Origin of the sequence: Streptomyces sp. P17, assembly GCF_032436805.1 — a bacterium.
Classification (GTDB): domain Bacteria; phylum Actinomycetota; class Actinomycetes; order Streptomycetales; family Streptomycetaceae; genus Streptomyces.
On the sequence record NZ_JAVRBF010001486.1, the window covers coordinates 1 to 236 of the forward strand.

1 protein-coding gene is annotated in these 236 nt (G+C 46.6%); it reads left to right on the plus strand.

From position 1 onward, the window contains the following. Positions 1–236: hypothetical protein (locus RMT89_RS45430; RefSeq protein WP_315889600.1), on the plus strand; the 236-nt coding region annotated here is incomplete at both ends.

Genomic DNA, 236 nt, shown 5'->3' on the forward strand with positions numbered 1-236 from the left:
GAACGGTAAATACCCGATCAACTGGAAGTCTGAGTATCGAGCAGATTTCAATACCGATGGAGGAGTTAACAAAGGTGCTCAAGTTGGTCATAACTCCGTTACTTGGGCTGATGCTTCCGGCAATGTTATCGCCGCTATCGTGATTGAGGACAACGACCCGGTGAACGAACGATCTGACCTTGTTTTTTATGTGGAAGGTAAGCGTGTTTGGCACCAGATGAACACGCAGAGTTTTT